General features: G+C 60.1%; 22 protein-coding genes and 5 pseudogenes. 16 read left to right on the top strand and 11 right to left on the bottom strand.

The window, feature by feature from the left end; all coding sequences use genetic code 11:
* Nucleotides 1-47 precede the first annotated feature (47 nt).
* Nucleotides 48-902: a thiol:disulfide interchange protein DsbG gene (dsbG, locus tag LY284_RS38265; protein WP_233392522.1), complete on the bottom strand. Its 855-nt coding sequence runs from the start codon at nt 900-902 to the stop codon at nt 48-50.
* Nucleotides 903-1,039: 137 nt separating this feature from the next.
* On the opposite strand from dsbG, the gene LY284_RS38260 reads away from it, so the two are divergent.
* Nucleotides 1,040-1,465, top strand: a complete 426-nt coding sequence (locus LY284_RS38260; protein WP_233392441.1) for a DUF302 domain-containing protein — start codon at nt 1,040-1,042, stop codon at nt 1,463-1,465.
* Between the two features lie 64 nt (nt 1,466-1,529).
* Here the strand turns inward: LY284_RS38260 and LY284_RS38255 are convergent, their stop codons facing one another.
* A complete protein-coding gene (locus LY284_RS38255) occupies nt 1,530-2,123 on the bottom strand; it encodes a cytochrome b (RefSeq protein ID WP_233392439.1) in 594 nt (197 codons plus the stop codon).
* Between the two features lie 635 nt (nt 2,124-2,758).
* Here LY284_RS38255 and LY284_RS38250 point away from each other — a divergent pair.
* A pseudogene (locus LY284_RS38250) lies at nt 2,759-3,882 on the top strand (VIT1/CCC1 transporter family protein).
* Nucleotides 3,883-4,048: 166 nt separating this feature from the next.
* Here LY284_RS38250 and LY284_RS38245 read toward each other — a convergent pair.
* Both LY284_RS38245 and LY284_RS38240 read right to left on the bottom strand, forming a co-directional pair.
* Nucleotides 4,049-4,225 carry a hypothetical protein gene (locus LY284_RS38245; protein ID WP_233392437.1) on the bottom strand — a complete coding sequence of 59 codons (177 nt, stop codon included), beginning with the start codon at nt 4,223-4,225 and terminating at the stop codon, nt 4,049-4,051.
* Nucleotides 4,188-5,228: an HAD-IC family P-type ATPase gene (locus LY284_RS38240; RefSeq protein WP_233392435.1), complete on the bottom strand. Its 1,041-nt coding sequence runs from the start codon at nt 5,226-5,228 to the stop codon at nt 4,188-4,190. The genes LY284_RS38245 and LY284_RS38240 overlap by 38 nt, the downstream gene beginning before the upstream one ends.
* A gap of 145 nt (nt 5,229-5,373) precedes the next feature.
* Between LY284_RS38240 and LY284_RS38235 the strand changes: the two genes are divergently transcribed.
* The 3 genes and pseudogenes from LY284_RS38235 (at nt 5,374) to LY284_RS38225 (ending at nt 7,732) form a co-directional block, all read left to right on the top strand.
* Entirely contained in the window at nt 5,374-5,760 is a 387-nt protein-coding gene (locus LY284_RS38235) for a transposase (RefSeq protein ID WP_014194150.1), read from the top strand.
* The gene (tnpB, locus tag LY284_RS38230; protein ID WP_233392433.1) at nt 5,727-6,080 is read left to right on the top strand and encodes an IS66 family insertion sequence element accessory protein TnpB; all 354 of its coding nucleotides are present in this window, start codon (nt 5,727-5,729) and stop codon (nt 6,078-6,080) included. The genes LY284_RS38235 and tnpB overlap by 34 nt, the downstream gene beginning before the upstream one ends.
* Nucleotides 6,081-6,159: 79 nt before the next feature.
* Nucleotides 6,160-7,732, top strand: a pseudogene (locus LY284_RS38225) (IS66 family transposase).
* On the opposite strand, the gene LY284_RS38220 reads toward LY284_RS38225, so the two are convergent.
* From LY284_RS38220 to LY284_RS38200, 7 genes and pseudogenes are all read right to left on the bottom strand, one after another.
* Nucleotides 7,716-8,915 carry an HAD-IC family P-type ATPase gene (locus LY284_RS38220; RefSeq protein WP_255725365.1) on the bottom strand — a complete coding sequence of 400 codons (1,200 nt, stop codon included), beginning with the start codon at nt 8,913-8,915 and terminating at the stop codon, nt 7,716-7,718. The pseudogene LY284_RS38225 and the gene LY284_RS38220 sit on opposite strands and share 17 nt — an antisense overlap.
* 189 nt (nt 8,916-9,104) lie before the next feature.
* Nucleotides 9,105-10,015 (bottom strand): annotated as a pseudogene (locus tag LY284_RS38215) (ADP-polyphosphate phosphotransferase).
* A gap of 186 nt (nt 10,016-10,201) precedes the next feature.
* Nucleotides 10,202-10,405 carry a universal stress protein gene (locus LY284_RS39505; protein WP_375294360.1) on the bottom strand — a complete coding sequence of 68 codons (204 nt, stop codon included), beginning with the start codon at nt 10,403-10,405 and terminating at the stop codon, nt 10,202-10,204.
* 45 nt (nt 10,406-10,450) lie between these two features.
* Complete coding sequence (locus tag LY284_RS39500) at nt 10,451-10,687, bottom strand: universal stress protein (protein ID WP_375294359.1); 237 nt, start codon at nt 10,685-10,687, stop codon at nt 10,451-10,453.
* A 437-nt stretch (nt 10,688-11,124) separates the two neighbouring features.
* Entirely contained in the window at nt 11,125-11,367 is a 243-nt protein-coding gene (locus tag LY284_RS38210) for a DUF4148 domain-containing protein (RefSeq protein WP_233392429.1), read from the bottom strand.
* A gap of 420 nt (nt 11,368-11,787) precedes the next feature.
* On the bottom strand, nt 11,788-12,105 hold the full coding sequence (locus LY284_RS38205) for a DUF4148 domain-containing protein (RefSeq protein WP_008344681.1): 318 nt from the start codon (nt 12,103-12,105) through the stop codon (nt 11,788-11,790).
* A gap of 156 nt (nt 12,106-12,261) precedes the next feature.
* A pseudogene (locus tag LY284_RS38200) lies at nt 12,262-13,367 on the bottom strand (IS5 family transposase).
* A gap of 648 nt (nt 13,368-14,015) precedes the next feature.
* Here LY284_RS38200 and LY284_RS38195 point away from each other — a divergent pair.
* The 11 genes and pseudogenes from LY284_RS38195 to LY284_RS38150 all read left to right on the top strand — a co-directional run bounded on the left by LY284_RS38195 (nt 14,016) and on the right by LY284_RS38150 (nt 25,895).
* Nucleotides 14,016-14,330, top strand: coding sequence for a DUF4148 domain-containing protein (locus tag LY284_RS38195; protein WP_008344682.1), 315 nt, complete (start codon nt 14,016-14,018; stop codon nt 14,328-14,330).
* Nucleotides 14,331-14,354: 24 nt separating this feature from the next.
* Nucleotides 14,355-15,017, top strand: coding sequence for a response regulator (locus LY284_RS38190; RefSeq protein ID WP_008344683.1), 663 nt, complete (start codon nt 14,355-14,357; stop codon nt 15,015-15,017).
* The gene (locus LY284_RS38185; protein WP_233392427.1) at nt 15,014-16,399 is read left to right on the top strand and encodes an ATP-binding protein; all 1,386 of its coding nucleotides are present in this window, start codon (nt 15,014-15,016) and stop codon (nt 16,397-16,399) included. The genes LY284_RS38190 and LY284_RS38185 overlap by 4 nt, the downstream gene beginning before the upstream one ends.
* Nucleotides 16,400-17,121: 722 nt before the next feature.
* Nucleotides 17,122-17,496, top strand: a complete 375-nt coding sequence (locus LY284_RS38180) for a cytochrome b562 (RefSeq protein WP_233392159.1) — start codon at nt 17,122-17,124, stop codon at nt 17,494-17,496.
* Nucleotides 17,497-17,529: 33 nt separating this feature from the next.
* Nucleotides 17,530-17,913: a cytochrome b gene (locus tag LY284_RS38940; protein ID WP_255727899.1), complete on the top strand. Its 384-nt coding sequence runs from the start codon at nt 17,530-17,532 to the stop codon at nt 17,911-17,913.
* Nucleotides 17,846-18,208: a cytochrome b gene (locus tag LY284_RS38935; protein WP_255727898.1), complete on the top strand. Its 363-nt coding sequence runs from the start codon at nt 17,846-17,848 to the stop codon at nt 18,206-18,208. Before LY284_RS38940 ends, LY284_RS38935 begins: the two co-directional genes overlap by 68 nt.
* Before the next feature lie 10 nt (nt 18,209-18,218).
* Nucleotides 18,219-18,908 (top strand): response regulator transcription factor, encoded by a 690-nt coding sequence (locus LY284_RS38170; protein WP_008344692.1) that lies wholly within the window; start codon nt 18,219-18,221, stop codon nt 18,906-18,908.
* Nucleotides 18,898-20,193: a HAMP domain-containing sensor histidine kinase gene (locus LY284_RS38165; protein WP_233392425.1), complete on the top strand. Its 1,296-nt coding sequence runs from the start codon at nt 18,898-18,900 to the stop codon at nt 20,191-20,193. Before LY284_RS38170 ends, LY284_RS38165 begins: the two co-directional genes overlap by 11 nt.
* A 95-nt stretch (nt 20,194-20,288) precedes the next feature.
* Nucleotides 20,289-21,678 (top strand): annotated as a pseudogene (locus LY284_RS38160) (TolC family protein).
* Nucleotides 21,675-22,739, top strand: a complete 1,065-nt coding sequence (locus LY284_RS38155) for a metal transporter (protein WP_233392424.1) — start codon at nt 21,675-21,677, stop codon at nt 22,737-22,739. The pseudogene LY284_RS38160 and the gene LY284_RS38155 overlap by 4 nt, the downstream one beginning before the upstream one ends.
* 42 nt (nt 22,740-22,781) lie before the next feature.
* Entirely contained in the window at nt 22,782-25,895 is a 3,114-nt protein-coding gene (locus tag LY284_RS38150; protein ID WP_233392422.1) for an efflux RND transporter permease subunit, read from the top strand.
* The last annotated feature ends 6 nt before the right edge of the window (nt 25,896-25,901 follow it).

Genomic DNA, 25,901 nt, shown 5'->3' with positions numbered 1-25,901 from the left:
CACCGTCACGTGTCCTGCGCGGCTAACAGCATTGTTGGGTCGATCGCTCAGCGAGGCTTCGGCCCGAGCACGCTTTCGAGTTGATCCGGTGGCAAGCCAGTGCGCGCCTGAACAGCTCCCGCATTGTCGCGCCAGACAAAACCCGGCGTCGCTTGCATCGTAAAGGCATGCATCAGCTCCGCGTTTGCCGCTAGCTTTTTTGCGATGTCGACGGGGATCGGGTCGAGTGGCGCCAGCGTCTTGTCCTCAAGAGCCCGAGCGTGGCCGGCCGCCATCTGAGCGTCAACCGTCTTCGTCTGCCGCGCTTCATAGTCGTGCAAGGCCGATGACGGATCACGACTCGTGAGCAGTGCGGCAGCCTTTCCAGGACTGCTAGGCGTAAGTATGCCGACAAGCACGTGCCGGATTTGCACCCGTCCGGCATCCACCCAAGGGCGCGCCTCGACCCAGAACCTCGAACAATACGGGCAATTGGGATCGGTGAAAACATACACGACCTTTGGCGCAGTCGGCTTTCCGTCAACGACCCAGGTGGCATGCTCCAACTGGGCCCAGAGTTCTTTCGAGATAGACGGTTCAGCGGACGCCTTGAGCACGTCGTCAGTCAAATCGTTGCCGTTTCTGTCGATGAAGGTTCCAGCGATAGCGTCCTGCCCGTCCTTCGTCACATATAGTGCAAGTGGTTGAACGCCTGCCCGCCCTGCCCAGCCGGTCATGCCGGGGGGCGCGGGTAGGGGGCCCAGGAGGCTCATACCTTGCGCCTGCAGCGTCTTGATAACTGGAGGGAGATCTGCCGAGGAAACCGGCGCCGGCGCCGCAAACAATGACAATAGGCCAGAAAAGCAGGCTACGCGAAGCAAATTTCCGCACCGCGCTTCTCGCGACAAACAAAAGGACGACATCAGGCTACATTCTCCTTCAAACGATGACATGCGACTTCTCAAAACGGAGCGGGTCCTGCACGGGATGAAGTATCGGCCCACGGGACGGCGGCGGCGCTATATGCCCAAACGATTAAGCCTGGGATCGACAACGTGGCATGGACTACGCAATCTCATACATTTTTGAGAAGCCCAAAATGGCCTACTACTTTGCAAAAACTCTTGCGATTTCATTCGACGACGCGGTCCGTCGTGTAATCGACGCGTTGACGAGTCAGGGATTCGGCGTTCTCACGGATATCGATGTCCAAGGCACTCTAAAGGCGAAGATCGACATCGCTTTTCGGCGCTACCGAATTCTGGGTGCCTGCAATCCCACCTTTGCCTATCGGGCGTTGCAAGCGGAAGAAAAGATCGGCGCCATGCTGCCCTGCAACGTCGTAATCCACGAGCCGGCGGGCGGTGACGTTGAAGTTGCGACCGTTGACCCGGTTGCGTCGATGCAAGCCACTAATAATTCGGCGCTAGCGTCTATCGCGGAAGAACTGCGCGAAAAGCTGAGAAACGTGATTGCGGGACTCTGAATACTGCGGGGTTTATGGCCGTTGCGTTGCTTAGCAGGCGTGTGCACAGTGGCCGTCACCGTTCTCACCGTTTCTTCAGGTGCGGCAGCATACGGATCAGCACAGAATCTCGCACGATGAAGTGATGAAACAAAGCGGCGGCCGCGTGGAAGGCGGACATCACAATGATCGTCCATGCGATGAATTCGTGTGCCTCCCCGATGTCGTGATGAACTGACTTACTGAAAGGTGCAAACGGTGGTGGGAGCAGCAGTCCGAAGAAGCTTATGGACTCGTTTCCCGACCAACGGAGAACAAAACCAAGCACCGCCTCTGAAACCAACAGACCATAGAGCAGATAGTGAATCGCCTGGGCCGCACGCTCTGTCCAACCAGCTGTGGCGGGCGGCGTCTCGTGTCCTGGCGATAGACGCCAAACGATCCGCAGCACAATCACCGCCGCCAAGAGAATGCCCAGCGACATGTGCGCCACGATCATGAGATGCCGGGTTGGCCGCGGAACGTATTCCCAGATCTGCGCCAGCCCAAATTGCGCGAGGACCAAACCGACTGTTAACCAGTGGAGGAAGATTGAAGTGTTATCGTACGTCGTACGGTCATCGCCCGCTGCAATTCGAGTGACGGTGTCGGTAGCGTTGGATAGCTGGTTGCGCTGCATAAGCTCGATCGGAAAGGACCAATTGGTTAGGATCTGGCGTCAGGGTCAATTGGAGCCACCGGCGCTGAGCCTGTAAAGTCACGATGCATTTGGCTCAAGAATCGCATTACCGCGCCTCGGCTGTCAGGTGAATCGTTTCGGGCATCGACGTTGACGATACAGTTGATACTCGTGTACGCGAGATAGCTGACAAGCCGCGACGCGCCAACGAATGCGACCATCGCCGCAGCAACCGCCAGCCTAAATCGGGGCGGCTCAAAGAGCCTCTCCGGAATCCCAAAGCATTGAATAGTGACGAGTTCAGTAAGTTGCATCAGCATCGCTGCTAGCGCTGCGGCTTTGTATGCGCACTAACGATGCGGACGAGATCTCGCTTCAAGACGGACCTTGTATGTGAGAGCTTCGCCACCGAGAGGGGGGCTTCTCGAGCAACCAGTGCCGTGATTGTAGTCGGCGATTCTTAAGAAACCCATAGCGTCTAGCCGGAATCGATGCGTGGATCGCATCTTTCTCGACAAGGACGTCCGCAAATACGAACCATTGCCATTCTTGGTTATAGGCGCACCAAGGGTCTTGCCGGCGCCTTGAAGCACTTCCGGGTTAAAGTCTTACGTCTATCCCATGGCATAGCCTCTATGGCATCGAAAAACGAACTACGACGCTATCGCGCAAACTTAGCTGATGAGTTGCACAGCGCAGCGATCTACGAGACTCTCGCCCGCGTCGAAAAGGAGGCGGACCGAAAGCGGACATTCGCGGAATTGGCCTCATCGGAGCGGCAGCACGCTCAAGTGTGGGCAGATAAGCTCCGAGCTAACCATCAACGTGTTCGCACAGGCCCAAGCATTAAGACGGGACTGATGAAGGCGCTGGTCCGCGCGTTCGGCCCACGCTTTGTCCTCCCGTCGCTCGCTGCCGCTGAATTCGCAGATCGGAACAAATATGCCGGCAATCCTGACACGGCTAAGATGTCAGCAGACGAGCACCACCACGCCAGCGTCGTTCAGGCAATGGCGAACGATGGCAAGCCTGCCGCGACAAAAGGCGCCGAAATCGCCAATGCCGAGTCGTGGCACAGGGGCGTATCCTCTGGCAACGATCTTCGCGCTGCTGTGCTCGGTGCCAACGATGGGTTGGTGTCGAACTTCTGCCTGATTATGTGTGTTTCTGGCGCAGGCACCAAAACAAGGCGATTCTCCTGACGGCACTTGCCGGTATCATTGCCGGCGCCTGCTCCATGGCGCTGGGTGAATGGCTATCGGTCACCAATGCCCGGGAGCTGGCGAAGACACAGATCCAAAAAGAAGCCGACGAATTGGAGCACACGCCTGAAGCAGAAGAGCATGAGCTTCGCTTGATCTATCGGGCGAAGGGGCTCGACAGCGAAGAAGCAAGTCGCGTCGCGTCACAAATCATGAGAGATAAGGACAAAGCGCTCGATGCCCTCACGCGCGAAGAGCTTGGCCTCGATCCAGCCGAGCTAGGCGGGAATCCATGGTCCGCGGCAGGAGTGTCATTTTGTCTTTTCGCCGTCGGGGCAGTCTTTCCTGCGATGCCATTCCTATGGTCTTCTGGTCAATTCGCGATTGTGCAATGCATCGGGTTGAGCGTCCTTGCGCTTGCAGCGATCGGGGTCTTTACGTCGCTATTCAACGGAAGAAGCGCAGGTTTCTCCGCAGTTCGTCAGATCGTCATTGGTCTTGCAGCGGCGGCTTTTACATTTGGTGTCGGACGTCTCCTCGGCGTGTCGGTTTCCTGACGATCACCCCAATTTGAGTCATTTGTTATTACCCGGTCGCGACAGAGGCACCCTCACCCTTGTGCGGCCTTAGCGAGCGGCCATACTAGTCCCCTTAGGCCGAACTCCGTTACCCTCGGAGCAGCACGCAATGTCTGAACGCAAGACCTGCGCTTACAGTCATTGATCAAGTGAGCGAGAAGCGTTGAAACACGATCCGCTTGACTTGGTCGAGAACAAGCGCGAAGAGCGCAACGACGCCGACCATGACGATGACCAGTTCGATCGGAATCGGCGTCATCAGCGTCCCAGTCACGGCCATTACACTAATGAGCACCACGTCTGCAACGCTGGCAGATGCCATGGCAAATCCCCGGGGCCAATGTCCATAACCGGCCATCGTTGCGCAGTACATAAACGTTGGCCTGGGTCGTGAATACCAGCATCAGGAACACCGCAGTTTGCATCTGCGTCGAGGTCAGACCTAACTGGGTGCGTGCGAGGCCGTACAACGATAGCGAGAAAACAAGCGAGACCGCAGCGAGCAGAGCAGCAGCTCCGACGAGCTGTCCGACTTGCCAGCGCTGAGGGTGGCTCGCCGGCCGCACCCGGTCAACCGCGATGCTCATCGTCACAAAGTCGTTGGCAAACAGCAGCAGCACGATCAAACGCGCCGAGATCACGAAGCCGCCGGTCAGCCAAAGACCGAGCGTGAGAAACACGACAATCTCAAGCGTCTTCACGATTTTGTTAAGAATGTAAGTCAGCATGCGACGGTGCACATCGCGCCCCATGGTGATAACGGTAAGGATGCCCGATAAACCTGGATCCGTCAGGACTATGCCGGCTGCAGCCTTCGCTACGTCCGTCGCGCTGGCGACGGCTATACCAAGTTCGGCCTGCCGAAGCGCCGGCGCGTCATTGACACCATCGCCCGTCATGCCCGTGACATGTTCAGCCTGTTGCAAAGCCCGTACGATTGCATGCTTGTCTTGGGGCAGTACTCGGGCGAAGATATCGCAGTGCTCTGGTTGACTTAGGTCGCCGCTACAGGCCACACAGACGCGCGTCCCGACACCGAGTTGCTTTCCGATGGCTCGTGCCGTCTCCAGGGCGTCGCCGGTTGCCATAATCACGCGCACACCGAGTTGGCCGAGTTTCGCAATCAGTCTTGCTGCGTCGACCCGTGGCGGATCGGCCAGACTGAGCAAACCGAGAAGCCGAATGGCCCCTGCCGGGCCGGCCGCGATCGCCAGCACGCGCGCACCGCCCTCTGCAAGCACCTGCTGTGCTGCCTGCGCGGTTTCGCGTTGGGCTGCGTCGGTTCCGCATTGGGCGAATACCGCGCTAGCCGCGCCCTTCAACACGCGCCACTCGTCGCCGTCAACTGCATAGACTCCTTCGCTTGAGCGCGTCGCCGGATCGAACGGCCGTAAGCGGCTCGGCAACTCACCTTGAATGTAGCTGAAACAGTTGGGAGTATCGTGTCCACTAAAGCGAATAAGCGGACACGTGAACACTATCGAAGAAGAGGCGTTGCCGACGCGTCGCCGTCGTCGGCGCTACACCGAAGAATTCAAGGCGCGCGTTGTCGCCGCTTGCCAAGGCACCGGCGTGTCAGTGTCGGCCGTGGCGCTGGAACATCGGCTCAACGCGAATCTATTGCGCCGCTGGCTTGATCAGGCAGAAGGCAAACTTCCAAAGCGTTTGTCTGAAGGCCCGGCAGAAGCTCAATCGACACCCCTACCAGCGTTCGTCCCTGTTGCTATGGGAGTAAAGGAGGTAGCCTCGACGGAGATCCGTGTCGAAGTTCGCCGGGGCAGTCAGTCGATAACCGTGAGCTGGCCGGTCTCCGAAGCCGCGCAATGCGCGACGTGGCTGCGCGAGTGGCTGCGGTGATTCGTGTCGACGAGATCTGGCTAGCAGTCGATCCGCTGGACATGCGGGCCGGCTTCGACACGGCGTTGGGGCGCGTGGTGAAGGTGTTCGGCGCCGCGCATCCGCACCACGCCTATCTGTTCACCAACCGCCGCGCCAACCGACTGAAGGTTCTCGTCCACGATGGCATCGGCATCTGGTTGGCAGCGCGCCGGCTGAACGAGGGCGGTTCGTCTGGCCGCACGCTGGCAGCGAACCCAAGCAGCAGTTGCTCACGCACGAGCAACTGGCGGGCTTGGTGCTCGGGCTGCCGTGGCAGCGCATCGGCCAAGATGGCGTGATACGCATAATCTGACGCGTTAAGGGCGACGTATACAGTTCTGCTTCTCGCGTTTGCGGGGTTCTGGCAGACTGGTCTGCATGAACCCGCCGGCCGACCTCGACGACCTCAATCCAGAGCAGTTGCGCGCCCTCGCAGCGCAACTGCTCGCCGAGGTCCACGCCAAGGATCTGGAGGTAACGGAGAAACGGCGAGAGCTCGGTGAGCTAGAACGGGAGCTGCATTACCGACAAACTCGCATCGACCAACTGACTCACGAGATCTCCGTGCTCAGGCGCCAGCAGTTTGGCCGGCGCAGCGAACAGCTCAACAGCGAGCAAATGAGCCTGCTTGACGAGGCGATTGATGGCGACCTGGCTGCCATTGAGATAGAGCTCGAAGAGCTCGAGCCTTCACGCAAGCGCCAACACGAACCGTCAAGCGCGCACCCTTGCCGCCGCAGTTGCCGCGTGTCGACATCCGTCACGAACCGGACAACACGGTGTGCCAATGCGGATGCGAACGTGTTCGTATCGGCGAAGACATCAGCGAGAAGTTAGATTACGCGCCGGGCGTGTTCAAGGTGGAGCGACACATTCGCGGTAAATGGGTATGTCGCCACTGTGAGACGCTAATCCAGGCACCCGTGCCCGCGCACGTCATCGACAAGGGCATCCCAACCACCGGACTTCTAGCGTCGGTACTGGTCAACAAATTCGCAGATCACTTGCCGCTGTACCGTCAGGAGCAGATCTTTGCTCGGGCGGGCCTGGCGATACCGAGATCCACGCTGGGAGCGTGGGTGGGCACATGTGGCGCGCAGTTGCAGCCACTGGTCGACGCCCTTCGTCGAGAGATCTTGCAGCAAGGCGTGTTGCACGCCGACGAAACGCCGGTGCAGATGCTCAGCCCCGGCAAGGGAAGACGCATCGGGCTTATCTGTGGGCATATACGTCCACGCAATTCAGTCACCTTCGCGCGGTGGTGTACGACTTCGCGGGCAGCCGAGCTGGAGAGCATGCCCGTACGTTCTTAGACGGCTGGCGTGGCAAGCTGGTGTGTGATGACTACGGCGGTTACAAGGCCTCATTTCTTCAGGGCATCACCGAAATCGGCTGCGCAGCTCACGCGAGGCGCAAATTCTTCGAACTGCACGCCAATCACAGCAGCCAGCTTGCTGAGCAGGCGCTACCGTTCTTCACCGAGCTCTATGACATCGAGCGCGATGCCGCGACCTTGGATGTCGAAGCTCGACGCCAACTTCGTAAAAGCCGAGCCAAGCCCGTGTGCGACGCGCTCTATGAATGGCTTGTCACACAGCGGAAACTCGTTTCTGACGGATCGGCCATTGCGAAGGCTTTGGATTACAGCCTGAAGCGCTGGGAGGCGCTGACGCGCTACCTCGATGACGGGCACGTACCAATCGACAACAATTGGGTCGAAAATCAAATACGCCCATGGGCCATCGGCAGGACCAATTGGTTGTTTGCGGGGTCGCTTCGCGCAGGCCAACGTGGGGCTGTGATCATGAGCCTCATTCGCTCAGCGCAACTGAACGGGCACGAACCCCACGCGTATCTGAAAGACATCCTGACACGCTTGCCGACCCACAAAGCGTGCGATATCGCATCTTTGCTGCCTCATAACTGGCAGCCTCTCACGTCTGTCGCGTAGCCCTTCGCCCGTCAAGACGGGTTCGCTGGCCGCTTACGAACGGCCGAAAGCTGATGCGTTTGGGCAGGGGCTCGGTCGGCTCACCAGCTTTGTAAGCGGCGAGAATTGCCAGGTCCAACGGATCCTGAGAGGCCTCATCGCTCGCCAGCGCCGCAGCGCGTAAGACTTCGGCGTCGTCGACGGCGGCCAGCGCTTTCACCTCTGTGACCGACAGGACGTTCTGTGTCAGCGTGCCAGTCTTGTCCGAGAGCAAGGTGTCCATCGCTGCCGCTTCCTCTACCGCGGGAAGCCGGGTAACCAGCACACCTTGTTTCGCCAAGCGAGTACTGGCGACGGCCGTGGCTAGCGTATAAGTCGCCGGCAACGCAACAGGAACCGATGCGACAAGTAGCAACAACGTGAACACCACGGTATCGGCCATCGGGAGATCATGCGTCGCGGCATAGAAGACGACGAACGCGATAAGCACAAGATCGAACCCGACCAAACGCTTGACGATCGAAAAAATCGTTCGCTGCATATGGCTGGGCGCGCTGGACGTGCGGACCAGCTCCGCGGTCCGTCCGAAGTAGGTGCGTGATCCGGTGGCGGTGACCTCGCCGCTGGCTTCGCCCTGGCGCACAACGGAACCGGCGTACGCAGGTTGCCCGGGGCCTGCATCGACGGCGAGGGATTCTCCGGTCAGCGCCGATTGGTCGAGTACGACTGCTCCGTCGAACAGCACGAGATCGGCCGGAACAAGATCACCTGCTCGCACGTGTACTACGTCGCCGGGCACCAGTTGCGCGGCCGCCACGCGCCTCCACCCTGCGTCGCGCAGCACGCGCGCGCTGACCTGCAGTTGGTGGCGCAACAGGGTCAGTGCATTCTGCGCGCGACGCTCCTGCAAGAAGGTGACAATCGCGTTGAACGCGAGCAGAAATAAAATGACAAACGCCTCCTGGTCGCGCCGGAGCAGAATCTGAAGCGCGATCACCGCTTCGAGCATCCAGGGCACGGGTCCCCAGAGCTTGCCGAGGAACTGCTGCCATAGTGGCGTGCGAGCATCCTCGATAGCGTTAGCGCCGAACTGCTGAAGGCGACGCTGCACCTCCGCCGAACCGAGACCCATCGAATGATCGGTGGTCTGAAGCGCTGGTGGTACTTGTCCAAACCCGGTGTGACTATGAGCGGCGGTTGCCATCGAAAGTCAATGTCCCAGATAGGAAAGCCGAGGCTTGTTGACCGTAAGTTCGCTAAAGCATCGCGTGGCGCGAGTCCGGCGTCTCATGCGTCAAACGGAGGAGACTTATCTTCAGATGTGTTCCTTGGATGGCGACGCTCCCGAGTATCGCCTTCGTTCGATTAGGCTAGTCATGTTCCTAAGCGACAGTCAGGCAGTCCGAACTGACAGATCTCGTGAAGTGTCATTCTCTTGAGCGAGCTGTTCGCGAATCTCCAACAGCTCCTTACGTCGCGCCTCAGTCATCGCCGGGTACTGCAATTTCAAGGTGTCCAGCGTATCGAGAATGATTTGCGACACGATAAGCCGCGCGTCCTCCTTGTCATCCGCGGGCACGATGTACCATGGGGCGGAGTCCGTGCTCGTCGCACTCATGCACCTTTCATACGCATCCATGTACTGCCCCAGAACTTCCTCTCCTCAATGTCCGCCGTGCTGAATTTCCAGTTCTTGTTCGGCTCGTCAATGCGAGCGAGGAAGCGCCTGCGCTGTTCCTCCTTCGAGAGGTGCAGGAAGAATTTCACGATACGCGTGTCATTCCGATACAGATGATCTTCGAGATCCTTGATGGACCGGTACCTGCCCATCCAGAGCGCCTCGCCCCGGCCGCAGCCGGTCGATAGTCTTTCGCCTTGCAGAATTTCAGGATGCACCCGCAGGATCAGAACCTCCTCGTAGTACGACCGGTTGAAGATACCGATACGGCCGCGCTCGGGGAGGTCGCGAGTGGTGCGCCAAAGGAAATCGTGCTGGAGTTCCTCCGTGCTTGGATGTTTGAAGCTGAACACCTGGCAACCCTGAGGGTTGACGCCCGACATGACGTGTTTGATCGCCCCATCCTTTCCTGCAGCGTCCATCGCCTGAAAGATGAATAGCACCGCATAACGCTTGTCCGCGTAGAGCAAGTCTTGAAGTTTGACAAGCCTTCCTGTGTGGTCTCCCAGCATCGCGCGATATTCATCCTTCGATTTATAGGCGGGCTTGACGCGCGTCGGCCACTTGTCAAGATCGACCTCGTCGGCCTCGCGAACGCGAAAATTTTCTGAATTGATCTCCGTCATGGCTGATGCTCCGTGATCTACTTTGCCACTTGCGATCGACATTTGGTCAGCGTACACGTGCCGTCGAACGACTCGATCTGCTCGCCTGACGACACGGTCTTCTTCACAAAACGGTCCTTCGACATGCCGAGGTGTTCCGCGGGGGTGCCGCGATGCCGACTTTGCACTGCGCGGAAGGTCAGGATGTCATTGAGACTTCAGCTGTCGTTGCTCGCCTTGCTGTACGCCCTCCGGAGATGGAATGACCAATACAGGGACAACCGACGTCCGGAGGAACGTTTCGGCGGTACTGCCGAGCAGGAGGCGTTCGATTCCGCGGCGGCCGTGAGTACCCAGAACGACGAGGTCAGCCCCACGCACGTGACTCGCGAAGCAGCACTGAGGCAACATCGCTGTCGCCTGCATCGATCAGCGAGGTTTCACCAGTAACGCCGGTTAGGACGAAAAGATCACATGCTCGCGCGAGCCCAGCCTGCGCCGCGTCCCGAAGTGATCGAGCAACCGGCACTGGGTGACCGAAGCCGGAGAACGGGGTGATCGTGTCGGCCTCGGGTTCGACGACACTGACAGCACGAACAGTAGCGCTTTCGCTCTCCCAAGGCGGATTGCCTCGGCGAGTGCCCCGATGGCGGCCTGGCTTCCATCGATCCCAACCATTATTCGTTTGAACATTGGCTTTCCTGATCGCCAATTTGCTGAACCCTGGCGCACTTTGGTGCGCTCGCCGTTCACCGTTTCCGAGTTGTCGCGCCCCGTGTTCTCTTTTGCCGACGAGTCCGCACACCAGAATAAGTGTGTCGCACGTGCCACGAGTTGCGCGAGATCAACAAAACGCGGGATACCCAGAGCCGACGTGGGCGCACGTCGGTGCACCCGCCACCCGTTAAATCGGATATACACCAGAGGGGCGGGCTTGACGACCGACGACGCGTACATTCGCATCCATGCTCCCTGGTAAGGCAGCGATAGGCCCGTTTGCGGCGCTGAGTCGCTATCCGTGCTCTCTAAACCAGAGATGATCGGTGCGCCCCCCCGTATCTCGCAGAGGCAGGCCGACCTCGGACCACAATGTTGCCGCGCTTGGATCGCTTTGCTCATCCATGGCCAAGTCAAGGGCTTTTCGCTCTGACACCAGGGTGAAGCCTCTGATACCGCTCCTTATTTCGTTCAATCGTTGCTGCGCTAAACGGATAGTCGTGTCGGTTATAGGGAAGCCATCCGTCTACCCACGCCTGTCTGGTCTCCTCTATGACCTGCTGCCGTGTCTTTCCTTGAATCTCCTGCGCTTTAAGCCTCGACGCGCCCGCCACCGCAAGCAGCAACGCCAACGTAAATGTCAACGAGCTTCTCATTGCCAGCTCCTGATGTACCAGCGAAGAGCCCCGTCAAATAGACACGAGCGATCGCCGGCTAACGCTCGATGCGAGCTGAGCACTTCAACAACTCTCCCGTGCGAATCGTTGGTGTGCACAGCGAGGCAGGTCAACAATCCGCTCAATCCTGGGCCGCGGAGATTTAAGGATTGCCTCCCTTGCATCGAGGGCGTCATTCGATGACTATCCAACGGATGACTGTCCGACGTGCACGAGGGCTTCGGTCTCCACCAATGGCGGCGGCCTCGTCTCGCCGTGCAAACTTTCTGGGGTTTCCAGAGAACCGCCGTCGGACCTGCGCCGTGTGGCTACGTTGTCGTGACGGCGGACGCCACGCGGACGACAGTGTTTCCGCTGCTCTTTCTCAAGCTTCCCCCCCCACGAACGACTTCGCTCGGATCAATGGTGACTGAAGAGCGAATTCCGACCGTGATTCGCGGTAGCGTGACCCGATTCGGAAGTGGAAGTCGGAGCGCCTCCCATGCTCGATCTACCGCCATCCAAGCCGTCTCGCGCTGCAACGCGCATTTCGGCTGCTTGAATGTCCGCTGGATAGCTGACATCGTCGCGGCGGGCGGGGTTGTACCCGGCCTGCTCGATCTGTCGGAGGTCAGCGCGCACCTGTGCGCGGCTCAGCTGTGGCTGGGCTGTTTGCGCAATCGACGCAATCGGGGAGGCCAGTGTGGCGACGATAATAGATGTGAGAAGCAGTTTCATGATCAGGTTCTCCTAGCAGGCCGTTGAAATATCCCTTCGTGAACGCGCACTCGATTATTCGGAAGAGCTAGCGCGATGCAGTGTTCCAAATGAATTGACGCCGACTTTTCTGTGATTCAGATGCTGCCGATGCCGCTTTCCTTCTCGCTTACTCTTTCAAGCTGCCCTGGCAGCAAGCGTTCGCATGCGGGTCAAGTTGTACGCCGCCTGAGTCAGCACGAAGAGCTGGTCGACTCGCTTCAGACCTCGATACATCGCCTGCCGAATCTTGCCGACTGTCTTGCCCCATCCAAACACCTGCTCGATGCGTTTGCGTTTGCACTGACTGATTGCATAGCCGGGCCATCGGGTGGTTCGAGCGTCAATCGCAGAACCGCCCGCGCGTGCATCGTTTTGCGCCACGTGTGGTGTCACGTTGTTCTCCCGGCACGTCGCCACGAATCCGGCCGTATCGTAGTTCTTGTCGGCGCCGACCGTTATGGTCTTACCGGCAAATCGCGCAGCATCCCCAAGCATCTGCGCGGCCGCGTCCCGTTCGGCCGTGCCGTTGGCCTGCGTGACTTGTGCGTTCACCACCAGACCATGCCGGTTATCGGTCAGCACGTGACCCATGTAGCAAAGCACCGCGCCCGTGCCACGACTCTTGCGAAACAGGCGCGCCTGAGTGTCCGTGCTGGATTCATGGGTGTCGTTGCTGCGTTTCTCGCCGCGCCAGTTCTCCTGCGAGCCGCCCCGCCCGCAGGCGGCGAATCGTCATCCGGTTTCGTCTTGGGCACGAAGCTCTTGTGCCCCGCCCACGCCTGAATGAGCGTGCCGTCCACGCTGAAGTGTTCGCCTGACAGGTGACCTCGCACGCGCGCCGTCTCGACAGTTTCGTTGAACAGGCTGACCATGACATCGTGGACCATCAGCCGGTCGCGGTTCTTGCTGAAGGTGGAGTGGTCCCAGACCGCATCGTCCATCGCCAGTCCGACGAACCAGCGAAACAGCATGTTGTAGGAGATTTGCTCCATCAGCATGCGTTCGCTGCGAATCGAATACAGCACCTGCAGCAACAGCGCGCGTATCAGCTTCTCCGGCGCGATGCTCGGGCGACCGCCCTTGGCCTCGCTCTCGTACATGCGCGAAAACACCTCGTCCATGCGCGTGAGCGCCTCGTTCAGCCACAGGCGAATCGGTCGCAGCGGATGATTGGCCGGAACGAAATCGTCCAGTCTGGACATCGTGAACATCGATTCGGTATAGCCGTCGGGGCCGCGCATCGCTTTGGGCTCAGTGTCGTTCGATTCTTTAAATCAACGTTTCTCCCTTGCGCACGGATGACCCGCGCAGAGGGTATTTCAACAGCCTGCTAGAGATTCCAGTTGCAAACATGGATGTTCGCAACTGATGGAGAAAAGCTAACAAGCCATACTTAAGGTTTGGTTAAGCAGTCAAGGAGGCTGGATCGCGATCCGGCAGGTGAGACACCGTCCAGCAGCAGTAACCGCTGCTTGAAATCGCGGCGTGAAGGTTTCCAGCGCTAAGTGTCGCCTAAGACTCAGGTAATTACCTAGTCAGTGTACGGTGAGTTTGATGAGGGATTCGAGGGCTGACCTCCGCTACGCCAACAACGTCGCGTTGTTTGTCGTTGGGCAGTCCCAGCACCACCGCGACGATCGATTCTTGCCCTTGGCGTCTCCTATCGGACTTCAGAGGTCGGTCGGCAGAAACGCGCCATGGTCTGCAGTTGGAACAACGGGTTGCGCTTCATTCCTCAGAAAGCGTTGTGACACGTGGGTCATGGGCACAAAACTCTCAACATTCGCCGCGTTAACGATGTCTTAACTCTTCGCCCTCAAGCTGCGGAATACGGGCTGCCCGCGCTAACGCTCGCAGCTGTACGTCCACCTGACTGGAGAGAATCGAACATGAACACGACATTCAAGGTTTTGGCGCTGGCGCTGGTGCTGAGCGCACCGGCTCTAACGTTTGCACAGGCATCGAACACCCCTGTTTCCCGTGCACAAGTACGCAACGAGTTGATTCAACTGGAGCGAGCTGGGTATAAACCCAACAAAGTGAAATATCCGGCCGACATTCAAGCGGCGGAGGCGCGTATTGGGGCGCAAGCGCAATCGCCAAACATTGCTAGTCGAGACGTGGGTGGTACGCCGAGCGGCTTGTCACAATCGGGCGGTGCGCGGCCAGCTAGTAACTGGAAGTCCCTGTACAGTCACCACTGACTCCGGGCTTTTAAGGAATCGGATATGCGGGTACTGCTGGTCGAAGACGATGTTCTAATTGGCAGCGGGTTGCAGTACGGGTTACGGCGGGAAGGAATGGCCGTCGACTGGGTACAGGACGGGGAAGCGGGTTCCATCGCCCTGCGCACCACCTCGTACGGCCTGGTTTTGCTCGATCTGGGACTGCCGAAGCAAGATGGTCTGACACTTCTTCAGAGACTGCGGGCCCGCAACGACGCGACCGCTGTGATAATTATTACAGCCCGTGACGGCATCGCAGATCGTGTTGGCGGTTTGGACGGAGGAGCCGATGACTATATGGTCAAGCCGTTCGCGCTCGAGGAGCTACTCGCTCGCATCCGCGTGTTGAACCGTCGACACGCTGGCCGGGCACAGACGACACTGCAAGCGGGGGTGATCGAACTCGATCCGGCCCGTCACTGCGTCCTTTTACGTGGTGTGGAAGTGGGTGTGACGGCGCGAGAGTTTGCTCTGCTTCATGAGTTGATGCGAAATCCCAGCGTTGTCGTTACTCGAGAGCAACTCGAGGAGCGCCTGTACGGCTGGAACGAGGAGATTGAGAGCAACGCGATCCAAGTTCATGTACACAACCTCCGACGTAAGCTGGGTGCACAAGCGATCCGGAACGTGCGAGGGGTCGGCTATCAAATTGGGGAGATCGCGTGAAATCCCTTCGCAGACGACTGGTGCTCTGGCTGCTTCCCGCAACCCTTTTAGCGGGCCTGTTGGCAAGTGCTGCTACCTATTGGGGGGCATTGTATGAACTCGATGAAGTCCTCAGTGACCAGTTGAAGGTGATCGGCCGGCATGTGGTGGTCGATGAGGACAATCACGTGTCATTGACCGGTCTGCAGCGAAGCGACGATGACCGGATGTCTGGCGAACAATCGCACGGTGTGCTGCTTCAGGTCTGGCGCGGCTCTACACCGATTTTCAGCAGCGATCCCGATTCGAGTTTGCCGCCGCCGGCCGGCGCCGGCCTCGCCGATATCATGGTGGGTGGGCAACTATGGCATTCGTTCGTTACGCGAGAAGGTGACGTGTTGGTGCGTGTTGCGCAGTTGAGGAAGGCCCGCTGGGAAGCAGTCGCCGAAATCGCGATGCATCTCTTTTGGCCCGTGCTGTCGCTGATACCGCTGCTCGCCCTCTTCCTTTGGTTCGGGATTGGCTACGGTTTGCGGCCTCTGCGCGAGATCGCAGCAAATCTCAAACGGCGCGACGCGAACAATATGCAGCCAATCGACACCGCGGCAATGCCCGGTGAAGTGAAACCGCTTGTCGATGCGCTCAACGATCTTCTTCTTCGGCTCGATCACGCATTCACCGCGCAAAAACACTTCATTGCTGATGCCGCACATGAACTTCGAACGCCCATCATGGGTCTTGGACTGCAAGCTGAGTTGTTGGAGCGGGCATCAAGCGTCGCCGAGCGAGAGGAAATCACTGCCCAACTCAGAATGGGTGCCACTCGCCTCTCGCGTTTGTCTGAGCAGCTTCTGACACTGGCAAGGCTCGCGCCGGACTCGCAGCTCGCTGAGACCTGCCAATTCGACCTCACTGCTCTTGCTCGCTCCGTTGTAAGCGAGCGATCCAAATTCGCAGAATCCAACAATGTCGACCTCGGTCTCGCAGAAGGTAAAAAATTGACGGTCAGCGGAAACGCAGAAAACTTGCGTATTCTGTTGAACAACCTCGTCGACAACGCGATTCGGTATGGAGGAGCTGGCTCGCGAGTCGACGTAGAAGTCTACGGTCACGAGGGTCGGCCGGTGCTGGAGGTACGGGACACTGGGCCCGGCATTCCAGAGGTGGACCATACGCGCGTATGGGAGCGGTTCTACCGCGGGAACGGCCACGCAGCAACAGGTAGCGGCCTGGGTCTCTCGATTGTCCGCCGCATCGCGGAACAGCATCATGCCTCGATCACTCTGGCACATGGCCTCGAAGGTCGTGGCCTGACCGTACGCGTCTGCTTCCCAGTCGCGCGCATTCCGCATGTGTGCGTTGCAGAAAAAAGCGATGAGCCGCGCTTGCGTGAGAACAGTTAACATCGCCGCCGGGCTCGCTTCACCTACGGCTGTCCGTCGGTCCAGGAAACTTGCGCAACCGACTTTGCAGCGTGGCGGTCGGATTCTCCAGCCAGAGCCCATACGCGCTGACATCCGAGACCAAGTCCACGGCGGAAGTAGCGCGCAACTGGTTTTAGCGGCATGGCTTCGCTTAAGCTTTCGTTAACTATCGGCCTGCAGTATGGCGACGGTTGAGCCCACTCGTGGACATCTGTAATCGGGTACCGTCCCGATGGGATCGTGGGCGTTGCGACAACTAAATCGACTCTTGCAAATTCCACGGTCGGCGACGACGGGTGGCGCGGCACAAGGTAGGTGAAGGCAAGAAACAAGGCGGATGGATAGTGAACGGTATGTTTCGTCAAGCCACGCGGCAGTCGTGACATTAAAACGGCACGGCTGTCCTTTATGCCCGGCATCCGCCGGGCTCTTTTTGGATCAACGGGTTTGCGCACTCGCTTCGTGGCACATTCCGGGCTCGAGCGAGACCAATTCGTTCAGGCATTCGCGTCCAGGTCTTGAAACAAACTTGAAAGAAACAACCCTATAGATGATTTTCTCTTGGCGGGAGCGACTGCCTCCTCACGAGCACGCATTCCGACGGTCACACCTTTCTTTACGATTGCAGGCCAGTGCTGACGCTCTACTAGCCTGCGGTTTTGAAAGCCGTCAGACTTACTATTGTTACTGGATCGAACGCCATGGCAAAACCCCGGCTTTACATGAACCTCTGCGCGCTGCTGTGTGCCTCACTTCTTGCCGCCGCGCCACAAGCGCACGCTGGCGAAATCAAGACGCTGATGAAGGACATGAAGCGCGCGATGCAGGGCGCACTGGCGAGTACCACAATGCCTGAACTGCGGGGCTATGTGACGAGGTTCGAAGGCGACGCGCGGCAGGCGAGCCGCGAGTCCTATCACGATGATCAGCGCACGTACGACGAAGGCATGCAGGCCCTGCGGGAGGAACTGGCACAGGTCGAGAAGGCGATCCAGGCGAACAATATGAGCGACGCAAAGCGAGCACTGCTCCAAATCAACGGTACGAAGAGGCGCTACCACAAATTGCTTAGCTGATTCGCATAAGTCTCCCATGCGAAGAGGTAACTTATGATGAAAAAGGTTACGCGATATCCTCTGTCGGTCATTCTTCTGCATTGGCTAGTGGCGGTAGCACTTATTGGCAATTTGTTTATCGGCCTGATGTTAGACGACCATGAAAATCTAATTGCGCTTCACAAGTCAATTGGTATTCTCATACTTGGACTTGCGGCCGTCCGCCTTGCAAACCGGCTCAGGGCGCGACATATGCTGCCACGGTCGATCAACGCTGTTGGTACAGCCGCTCGCTTTGCCGAAAAAGCGGTCCATCATGTGCTTTATGTGTTGATGGTGGCTATTCCGTTGCTTGGTTGGATGAAGACTAATGCCGCCGGCCACGCCGCGCGCTTTTTCGGCTTTTTCTCTACCGATCATTGTCCAACAGAGCCGTGATTTATCGAAGTGGCTGGGGGAACTTCACTCGTTAGCAGCATATGGCTTGGCTGCATTGGTCGGATTGCACGTACTAGGAGCACTAACGCACTGGGCTTTGAAGTCAAAAAACGTCCTTCCGCGGATCTTACCTTCCCTGCGCCGAGGCAGCGGCGCAGACGACGCCTTTGAAACTGGTGAGAGAGACGCGGTACGAATGTGGCTTAGCACACTCCGTCTCATGCAGAACCACAACATCCAAACCAGGCTAAAAATTAACGTCGCTGTCAAAATCGAACTAGAAAATAACCGGTGACCAAAAGCTGATGAAAGTGCTTGTTGTCGAGGACGATGCGTCAATTGCCGCGAACCTGTACGACTATCTTGAAGCGAACGGGTACGTGGTCGACTACGCCTCCAACGGTCAGGCTGGTCTGGAGATGGCGGTCGCCGTTTCGTGGGATGCCATCCTGCTCGATTTGTCGCTTCCGTGCATGGACGGCCTCACGCTGTGCCGAAAGCTGCGCGAAGAAGCGCATCGCGATACGCCCGTGTTGATGCTCACGGCCCGGGACGCGCTCGACGACAGGCTCGCCGGCTTCATGCATGGGGCCGACGACTACCTGGTCAAGCCGTTTTCCTTGCGAGAAGTGGGCGCCCGGCTCGGTGCGCTGATCAAACGCTACAGAGGCGAAGTCGCCGCCCAAGAACTACGGGTTGCGGATGTCCGACTCGATCTGACATCGCTTGGGGTCGAGCGTGCGGGCCGACTCATCAAGCTGCAGCCGAAATGCCTGCAGCTGCTGCGAATCATGATGCAAGCGCCGGGCCGGGTATTCGGCCGGGCCGAGCTCGAATCAGAGGTCTGGGGCGACGAGCAGCCTGACAGCGACACGTTGCGCGCGCACATCTACACGCTGCGCAAGGCGCTGACGCAACGAGGCGAGGCAGAGTTGATCGAAACCGTCCACGGGCTCGGTTACCGGCTCGTCGCCCGCGACACCGATGCGAAGTAGCCTGCGCCTCAAGGTCGCGCTGGTTTTCTCGGCGCTGACGATCGTCCTGCTCATCGCCCAGGCGCTGGGCGTCAGGGTACTTGCCGAAGCGCAAGAGGAAAGGCTCATTGCCGCGTTGATCCACGATGATATGGTCAGCGTGCTGCGAAGCTACCAGGCAGATCCGTCGTTGCTGCCGCCCTTCGACCAGCGACTCGGCGGCTACGTGTCGGCAGCGGACGAGTCATCGCAGGCGCTGCCATCGCGCGTCGCCATGATGGCCGCCGGAACGCACGAGATCATCGTCGGCGATCGGGAGATTCACGTTGGCATCGCGGCGATTGAAGGGGCGCGCCTCTACCGTGTCTACGACTTCAGCGCCTACGAAAAGCATTTCAAGGAGATGATCAACGTGCTGATGGCGGGCACGGGCCTCTTTGCGCTGCTGACGGTCTGGCTTTCGTACGGCGTCGCGGGACTGCTGGTGCGGCAGGTCGCGAGCCTTGCCCGCCAGGTCAAGGCACTACGGCACGAAAGCGCAGCTCTGATCAATCCAGGCAGATATGACGAAGCCGAGCTCATCGAGCTCGTCGAGGCCTTCAACGACTATCATCGGCGCATGGCGGATATGATCGCGCGGGAGAAAGAGTTCACTGGCGACGTGAGTCACGAACTGCGCACGCCGCTCACGGCGATCAAGACCAGCTGCGAATTGCTGGAGCAGGACTCGCGAATCAGCGGCAAGTCGCGCGCCCGGCTCGCGCAGATCAACCGCGCGGTGGACAGCATGCACAAGCTTGTCAATGCGCTTCTCATGCTTGCCCGCGACGATTCTGCCCAGCGCGTCGAGTCGGTCGATCTCACGCGCATGATCGGGACCACGCTCGCGCCATTTGCGGAGCGCTGTGCCGCCAGCGGCGTGCAGACGGTGATCGACGTCGGTAGCAGCGTTCAAGTCAAAGCGGACGCCTCTGCTTTGGCAATCGTTCTGTCGAATCTGACCGACAACGCGCTGCGGTACACCGATCATGGCTGCGTGCGCTTCTCATACGCGCGCGGCCGGCTGCACATCGAAGACACGGGCTCGGGCATTCCGGAGCACGCGTTGCCGCATGTTTTCGACAGGTTTTACCAGGCCTCGCAAACGCCGTCTGAAGCAAAGGGTTTCGGTATTGGCCTGTCGATCGTCAAAAAGATCTGCGACCGGCGTGGATGGGCAATTCAGATCGAAAGCGAACAGGATCAGGGCACGCGCGTGGCGCTGAGCCTGCCCCTGGCGGGACCCGCGAGCGCCGCGGAGGACTGAGAGCCACGTTGTTGACGAAAATTTCACAACTGGGTGCGTAGCATCCGGGTCATGAGCGGTCCGCCCCTGCGGCCGGGAGACCCTTGGATGCCGGAATGCGCCGCGCGATACTGATTGTCCTTACCTTACTCACCGGTTGTGCGTCCTACCACGCACAGCCGATCGCGCCTGATCAACTGGCCCAACAGTTTGAGCAGCGCTCACTCGCGAGCGAGGACTTGCGCGCGTTTCTCACGAAGGCACTCGGTCACGACGTCCAGCCGTGGCCGACGGCCCGGTGGGACGAACGGATGCTGACGCTCGCGGCGTGGTACTACAGTCCCGCGCTCGATGTTGCGCGCGCCCACTGGGGCACCGCGAAAGCCGGCATTCAGGCTGCCGACGCAATGCCGAACCCCGTCCTGCAGTTGCCGTTCCAGTTCGCTACGCCCAATCCTGGACCGGGCGCGCCCTTCATCTGGGGCCCTGCCCTTGACATTCCGATCGAGACCGCGGGCAAGCGCGGTTACCGCCTCGATCAGGCGACTCACCTGTCGGAAGCCGCGCGCCTTGCGATCGGCAACGAAGCGTGGAAGGTCCGCGGACACGTTCGGGACGCGCTGGTCGCTCTGTACGCCGCGCGCGAACGCGGGGCCGATCTGTCGCGCAAGGCGGAAGCACTGCAGCAGGTCGTTCGGATGGTCAGCAAGCGCCGATCGGTCGGCGAAAACTCGGGACCGGATGTCGACGCGGCCGTTCTCGCGGCGACACAGGCGCAGGCTGATCTGGCTGCGGCCCGAAGCGCGCAGCAGGATGCGCTTGCGCAACTGGCGGCGGCGATCGGTGTGCCGGCGGCCGCGCTCGATGGCCTCCAGTTCACCCTCGACGAATTCGGTACGTCACTGCCAGCGCCGCCTGCCGCTGACGCGCAACGCGATGCCATTTTCCATCGCGCCGATCTGCTTGCCTCGCTCGCCGAGTACGCGGCGGCCGAGTCGGCGCTTCAGCTCGAAGTGGCCAAACAGTATCCCGACATCCATTTCGGACCCGGCTACACATACGACACCGGTACACACAAGATAGGCTTCGGACTTGCGGGTATCATGCTGCCGATCTTCGACCAGAACCAGGAACATTGCGCAGGCCGAGGCGAAGCGCGAGGAAGCCGCGGCACGCACGGCGGCCTTGCAGGATTCGATACTCGGTGATCTGGATCGTGCCCTCGCGAATTATCGGGCGAGCCTTGACGCCGTGCAGCTCTCTGCACGCCATCTCACCACCGCACGGCGTCAGCTGGACAGTCAGCGGGCAGGTTTCGCCGCCGGCAACATCGATCGTCTGACGCTCACGCAGGCCAAGGCCGACTTCGAGGCAAACGAAATGACGCACCTGGATGCCGTCGTCGCTGCCCAAAAGGCGGCCGGTGTGCTCGAGGATGCCATGCAGCGCCCCCTTGAGCCCGAGGCGGCCAACGAATCTCTGACTCAACAGGAACCACGGCGATGAGATACCGGCTGCTCTTCTTTTCTGCCATCACGATCGCGCTGGCTGCCAGCGCGTGCTGGTACATCTATCAAAACCTTTATCCGAAACCATCTGCATCATCCGTGGCCGCGCAGCCGGCGTCCCGGCCGGCCGTTCAGACGATCAATGGTGAGACGGTGGTGACCGTCAGCCAGGCGATCCAGCAAGCAAGCCACATCGAAGCTGCCTCGCTCGCCCTCGTCACCAAACGGCCTGACACTAACGCATGGGCGACGGTCGTCGATCTTCAGCCGCTCTTCGACCTGCATAACCGGCTGGCCGCCGCACGCGCCGATCTCGATACGCTCACCGCTCAGGCCGGTAATTCGCATACGCAGTATGAGCGCAGCAATGTGCTGTACGAGGATGATCGCAACGTCTCCCAGAAGAGCCTGCAGGACGCGCGAGCAGTGATGCAGGCGGATCAGGCGAAGCTGCAATCGGCCACCACAACGGTCAGCGGGCTGGAGGCGACGCTGCGCCAGCAGTTCGGCGATGCGCTCGCGCGGGCGTCGATGGACCCGAAATCCGACGTGTTTCAACGGCTGCTTGCGGGCCGCACGGCGGTGTTGCGCGTGACGCTGCCCGCGGGGCTCCAGAGTAACGCGCCAGCGCGCATCACGGTGGACGCTCCCGACGGCGAGCATGTCACCGCGACGAAGCTGTCGGCGTCGCCGCTGGCCGATCCATCGATACAAGGCAGTCCCTGGTTTTACGCAGCGGATCGAGCGTTGCCTGTTGGCACCCGCACCAGAGCGCATGTGCCAATGCCGGCGCCGGCCTCACAGAGGCTCGTCGTTCCCGAGTCGGCCGTCGTCTGGTACGGCGGACAGCCGTGGGCCTACGTGCAGACAGCACCCGATCACTTCACGCGCCGCTATGTCTCCGCCGGCGACGAGGGCGATCAGGGCTTTCTCGTGAACTCCGGCTTTCATACTGGGGACCGCGTCGTCACGCAAGGCGCCCAGTTGCTGCTATCCGAGGAACTGAAGCCTCAAGGGATCGCGACGGCCTGCAAGGATCCGCCCGAATGCGATGACTGACCCGTTGTTTCGCCCGGTAGACACGAATCCAACAAACCGCTCATGCTCAACGCAATCATCCGGTTCTCGCTGCGCTTTCGCGGCGTGATCTATGCGCTGGCCCTTATCACGGCCGGCTACGGTCTCTACTCGCTCACCCGCGCGAAGCTCGATGTGTTTCCCGAGTTCGCTCCGCCGATGAGTATCATCCAGACCGAAGCGCCGGGCCTCACCAGTGAGCAAGTCGAGACGCTCGTGACACAACCTGTCGAGAACGCCCTACGCGGCATGGTCGGGCTGCAGTCGATGCGCTCCAAGTCGATGCAGGGCCTGTCTGCCATCACGCTGGTCTTCGATGAACATGCGAACGTGATGCAGATCCGCCAGTTGGTCTCCGAGCGGGTGAGCGCACTTGCGGCAAGCCTGCCGGCCGGCGTCATGCCGCCGAAGCTGCTGCCGCTCACCACCACGACCAGTGTCGTGCGCGCGATTGGCCTGACCTCGAAAAAGCGTTCTCTGCTGGAACTGTATGACATCGCGCAGTGGACCATCAGACCGCAGTTGCTCAGCGTGCCCGGCGTGGCGGACGCCATCGTCTTCGGCGGACAAACCCGTCAACTCCAGATCCAGGTCGATCCCACGAAGCTCTTGCGCTATGGCCTCACGATGCAGGACGTGGTGGCAGCGGCGCGCGTATCTACCGGCGTGCGCGGCGCGGGGTTCATCGAGAACGACAATCAGCGCATCGCCATCAACGCGGACGGCCAGGTCACGACACCCGAAAGGTTCGCCGCTATCGCGCTGCGCTGGAGCAACGGCGCCGCCGTTCGACTCGGTGATGTCGCGACGGTGACTTGGGCGCCCGCCCCCACTGTAGGCGCGGCCTCGATCATGGGTCAGCCTGGCGTGATGCTGGTCCTGGAGAGTCAGTACGGCACCAACACGCTCGCCGTCACAAAGGGCATCGAGAAAACATTGTCGAGCCTGCGGCCCGTGCTCGAAAAACAGGGTGTCGAGGTCAATGCAGGTGTGTTCCGGCCGGCCAACTTTATCGATGCGTCCGTCAGTCACCTGCGAATGGCGCTGATCGTCGGCGCCGTGCTGGTCGTTGCGGTGCTCTTCCTGTTTCTGCTGAACGCACGTACAGCCGTCATCTCCGCCGTGGCGATACCGCTTTCGCTGCTCGTTGCGATCATCGTGCTGACGTCGTTGGGCGTGAGTCTGAACACGATGACGCTCGGCGGCCTTGCAATCGCACTCGGCGAGGTGGTCGACGACGCGATCATCGATGTCGAGAACATCTACCGCCGGTTGCGTGAAAACCGCAGCCTGCCCAAGCCGCTGCCCGCGTTTCGCGTGGTGCTGCGCGCGTCGCTCGAGGTCCGCAGCGCCGTGGTGTTCGCCACCTTCATCGTGATGCTGATCTTTTTGCCCGTGCTGACGCTTTCAGGTGTCGCCGGCAAGCTGTTTGCACCGCTTGGCGTCGCCTATATCCTCGCCGTGCTCGCTTCGCTCTGCGTGGCGCTGACGCTCACCCCTGCAATGGCACTCGCCCTGCTCGCGCGCGGTCCGCTGCCGGAGCACGAACCACGGATGATCGCGCGCCTGAAGGCTCGCTACGTCGCACTGTTGCTGAGTGTCGAGCAACGGGTGAAGACAGTAGTCATCGTCGTCACATTGATGTGCGTGGCAGCACTCGTATCGGTGCCGTTCATGAGCGGCAACTTCATTCCTGAGTTGCGCGAGGGACATTACATCGTGCACATGGGCTTGGCTCCCGGCACGTCACTCGCCGAATCGATGCGCATTGGCACGCAGGTTTCCCACGCCCTCATGCAGGTGCCCGGCGTGCGGCTTGTCGCGCAGCGGGCGGGCCGCGCCAACGAGGTCGTTGACCCGGTCGGAGTTCAGCTCTCTGAGTTCGAGGTCGATCTCAAGCCGATGAGCGCGTCCGATCAGAGCTGGGCGCTGTATCGCATCAAGCAGGCGCTTGCGGACTTCCCCGGGCTCACCACCTCCGTGAACACCTTTCTGGTCGAGCGCATCGACGAGACAATCTCAGGCGTGACCGCGCCGGTCGTCGTCAACGTATTCGGCGACAACCTCGATGTGATTGATCGCAAGGTGCAGGAGATCGCCCACGTGCTTGGATCAATCCGTGGCGCCGCAAGCGTGCGGGTGGAATCGCCCCCCGGCATTCCCGAACTCGATGTCAGGCTCAAGCTCGACCAGTTGAACCGTTGGGGTTTCAGGCCAGTGGAAGTGCTCGATGCGATCCAGTCCGCCTATCAGGGCGCCACCGTTTCACAGATCTATCAGGGTAGCCGCACGTACGACGTCGTGGCGGTGCTCTCGCCTCGCGAACGCGCTACGCTCAATGGCGTCGGCGCGTTGATGCTGCGCAACCCGGACGGGCTTGCCGTGCCGCTGCACGATCTTGCGTCCATTCGCCAGATCTCCGGCCGCTATCAGATCACCCACGATGGCGGACGGCGCATGCAGACAGTGTCGGTCAGTCTCGGGAGCCGCCCGGTCAGCGACTTCGTTAGGGAAGCCAAGGCACGTGTGAACCATGAGATCAACATGCCCCCGGGGACTTACGCAGTATTCGCCGGCGAAAGCGAGGCGCGCGCGCAATCGCAGCATGATCTGCTGGTGTACGGCGCGATGTCGCTCATCGGCATCGCACTGCTGCTCTTCCTTGCACTCAGGAGCAGTCGGGGGGTGCTGCTGGTCATGGTCAACCTGCCCTTTGCACTCGTGGGTGGCGTGCTGGGCGTGATGCTCGCGGGAGCGAACCTGTCGCTCGGGAGCATGGTGGGCTTCGTCACGCTGTTTGGCATTTCGTTGCGCAACTCGATCATGCTGATCAGCCACTACGAGCACCTCGTGCATGTCGATGAACTCCCGTGGAGCGCCGATACGGCCGTCCGAGGCGCCTCGGAGCGGCTCGTGCCGATCCTGATGACCGCACTCGTGACCGCGCTGGCACTACTGCCGCTTGCAGTTACGAGCGGCGCGGCCGGCAATGAGATCGAGGGGCCGATGGCGATCGTGATCCTGGGCGGGCTCATCACCTCCACGGCGCTGAACCTGATCGTGCTGCCGACGCTGGCATTGCGTTACGGCCGCTTCGCGCGGGATGCCTTGACCGAACCCGGCCCTGCAGCTGCCTGATCGGAG

The organism is Caballeronia sp. PC1 (assembly GCF_021353155.1).
GTDB lineage: Bacteria > Pseudomonadota > Gammaproteobacteria > Burkholderiales > Burkholderiaceae > Caballeronia > Caballeronia cordobensis.
Note: the sequence above shows the minus strand (reverse complement) of the source record. Positions and strands in the feature narration are given on the sequence as shown.

Excerpts from the sequence above, each read along its gene's own strand:
- LY284_RS38260 (WP_233392441.1), top strand. The coding sequence starts at position 1,040 with ATGGACTACGCAATCTCATACATTTTTGAGAAGCCCAAAATGGCCTAC.
- LY284_RS39500 (WP_375294359.1), bottom strand. The coding sequence starts at position 10,687 with ATGTTCAAACGAATAATGGTTGGGATCGATGGAAGCCAGGCCGCCATC.
- LY284_RS38220 (WP_255725365.1), bottom strand. The coding sequence starts at position 8,915 with ATGGCAACCGCCGCTCATAGTCACACCGGGTTTGGACAAGTACCACCA.
- LY284_RS38150 (WP_233392422.1), top strand. The coding sequence starts at position 22,782 with ATGCTCAACGCAATCATCCGGTTCTCGCTGCGCTTTCGCGGCGTGATC.
- LY284_RS38155 (WP_233392424.1), top strand. The coding sequence starts at position 21,675 with ATGAGATACCGGCTGCTCTTCTTTTCTGCCATCACGATCGCGCTGGCT.
- LY284_RS38165 (WP_233392425.1), top strand. The coding sequence starts at position 18,898 with ATGCGAAGTAGCCTGCGCCTCAAGGTCGCGCTGGTTTTCTCGGCGCTG.
- LY284_RS38245 (WP_233392437.1), bottom strand. The coding sequence starts at position 4,225 with ATGGCATCTGCCAGCGTTGCAGACGTGGTGCTCATTAGTGTAATGGCC.
- LY284_RS38935 (WP_255727898.1), top strand. The coding sequence starts at position 17,846 with ATGCCGCCGGCCACGCCGCGCGCTTTTTCGGCTTTTTCTCTACCGATC.
- tnpB (WP_233392433.1), top strand. The coding sequence starts at position 5,727 with ATGCGCGACGTGGCTGCGCGAGTGGCTGCGGTGATTCGTGTCGACGAG.
- LY284_RS38255 (WP_233392439.1), bottom strand. The coding sequence starts at position 2,123 with ATGCAGCGCAACCAGCTATCCAACGCTACCGACACCGTCACTCGAATT.
- LY284_RS38195 (WP_008344682.1), top strand. The coding sequence starts at position 14,016 with ATGAACACGACATTCAAGGTTTTGGCGCTGGCGCTGGTGCTGAGCGCA.
- LY284_RS38170 (WP_008344692.1), top strand. The coding sequence starts at position 18,219 with ATGAAAGTGCTTGTTGTCGAGGACGATGCGTCAATTGCCGCGAACCTG.
- LY284_RS38190 (WP_008344683.1), top strand. The coding sequence starts at position 14,355 with ATGCGGGTACTGCTGGTCGAAGACGATGTTCTAATTGGCAGCGGGTTG.
- LY284_RS38210 (WP_233392429.1), bottom strand. The coding sequence starts at position 11,367 with ATGAGAAGCTCGTTGACATTTACGTTGGCGTTGCTGCTTGCGGTGGCG.
- LY284_RS38180 (WP_233392159.1), top strand. The coding sequence starts at position 17,122 with ATGGCAAAACCCCGGCTTTACATGAACCTCTGCGCGCTGCTGTGTGCC.
- dsbG (WP_233392522.1), bottom strand. The coding sequence starts at position 902 with ATGTCGTCCTTTTGTTTGTCGCGAGAAGCGCGGTGCGGAAATTTGCTT.
- LY284_RS38205 (WP_008344681.1), bottom strand. The coding sequence starts at position 12,105 with ATGAAACTGCTTCTCACATCTATTATCGTCGCCACACTGGCCTCCCCG.
- LY284_RS38940 (WP_255727899.1), top strand. The coding sequence starts at position 17,530 with ATGATGAAAAAGGTTACGCGATATCCTCTGTCGGTCATTCTTCTGCAT.
- LY284_RS39505 (WP_375294360.1), bottom strand. The coding sequence starts at position 10,405 with ATGTTGCCTCAGTGCTGCTTCGCGAGTCACGTGCGTGGGGCTGACCTC.